Annotated in this window: 2 protein-coding genes; one reads left to right on the forward strand and one right to left on the reverse strand. The window is 68.8% G+C overall.

Features of this window, described 5'->3' with window-relative positions:
• Positions 1–434, reverse strand: a 434-nt coding sequence (locus ACTWQJ_RS51210) for an FAD-binding oxidoreductase (protein WP_443313172.1), incomplete at its 3' end; no start/stop codon positions are given.
• A gap of 118 nt (positions 435–552) precedes the next feature.
• Here ACTWQJ_RS51210 and ACTWQJ_RS51215 point away from each other — a divergent pair.
• On the forward strand, positions 553–1,251 hold the full coding sequence (locus tag ACTWQJ_RS51215) for a winged helix-turn-helix transcriptional regulator (protein ID WP_443313173.1): 699 nt from the start codon (positions 553–555) through the stop codon (positions 1,249–1,251).
• Positions 1,252–1,520 lie beyond the last annotated feature (269 nt).

The raw sequence follows: 1,520 nt of genomic DNA on the forward strand, positions 1-1,520 counted from the left end.
TGTGTGCGCATGAGGAAGCCGATGCCACCGCCGAGGGTGAGCCCGGCGACACCGGTGTGGCCCACGATGCCGCCGGTGGTGGCCAGACCGTGGGCCTGCGTCTCGTGGTCGACGTCGCCCCACAGAGCGCCACCCTGCACCCGGGCCGTGCGGCTGGCGGGGTCGACCCACACGGCCCGCATGGCCGAGAGGTCGATGACGATTCCGTCGTCGCACACCGCGGTGCCGGCCACGTTGTGGCCCCCGCCCCGAACGGCGATCTCCAGGTCGTGGTCTCGGGCGAAGCGCACGGCCGCGGCCACGTCGGCGGTCCCGCCGCAGCGGGCGATCAGCCGGGGGCGCCGGTCGACGGCGCCGTTCCACACCGCTCGGGCGGTGTCGTAGTCGGTGTGGTCAGTGGTGATCAGCCGACCCCGGAACCCGTCGATCTCCATGGCGATCGCCTCCTTGCTGTCCTCCCCTCCACACGGCCCATCGGACCAGCGTGGGCTCCGGCCGTAAAGTCAAAAATCTGGACTTCACGCCTGAAAACGGGCGCGTCACACTGGCATCGTGCGGAGCTACGGCCAGTACTGCCCCATCGCCCGCGGCGCCGAGATCTTCGCCGAGCGCTGGACGCCACTGATCATCCGCAACCTGTACCTGGGCTGCGGAAGCTTCGGTGAGATCCTGGAGGGCGCCCCCGGGCTCTCCCGCACCCTGCTCTCACAGCGACTCAAGCAGCTCGAACGGCTCGGCATCGTCGAGTCGGCACCCAAGCCCGACGGGCGCGGGCGTCACTACCAGCTCACGCCCGCGGGTCACGACCTGTTCAAGGTCTGCGTGTCACTCGGCGAGTGGGGTGCAGCCTGGCTCGAGATCGCCCCCGAGCACCTCGATCCCTTTGTTGCGCTGTGGTCGATGTGCAACATGATCCGCCGAGACCGCCTCCCGGATCGCCGCATCGTCATCCGCTTCGACTTCACCGGCCGCCCGCGCCCCGAGCGGTACTGGCTGCTGATCGAACACGGAGACACCGAGATCTGCAAGACGTACCCCGGCCTCGACGAGGACCTCTACATCACGGCGGAAGCCGAAACCTTCGTCAAATGGCATGCCGGCCAGCAAACCTGGGCGGAAGCCGTCCGCGACTGCCGCATCCAACTCCACGGCCCCTCCTGGCTCGTACGAGCATTCCCCACCTGGAACGCCCGCAGCGCCTTCGCCCACATCAAACCGGTCTCCCGAGCTGCGGCGAGCTCGGCAGCGTGACATCTTCGACGCATTCCCACTTGCCGCACCGTCCCCCAGTCTGTCGCAGCTCGACCCAAGGGAGCGAGGGTCTTGTCCGGCGCCAGATCGTTGAAGGCTTGCCAAGCCCCGAGGTTCGCCACCCGGGATTCGCATGCCGGTCGTCCGGCCGCGCGACGGAGCGACCCTGGGGCACGGCTGGCTGCTCCCAGGTCAGGGGGAACGCGGGATCGTTTCCGCAGGGTGTTTCCTGCCGTGGCGAGCAAGACGGTCGCGGCTGTGCTGTTTCC

The sequence above is a fragment of the Streptomyces sp. KR55 genome (assembly GCF_052245645.1).
Classification (GTDB): Bacteria; Actinomycetota; Actinomycetes; order Streptomycetales; family Streptomycetaceae; genus Streptomyces; species Streptomyces flavusporus.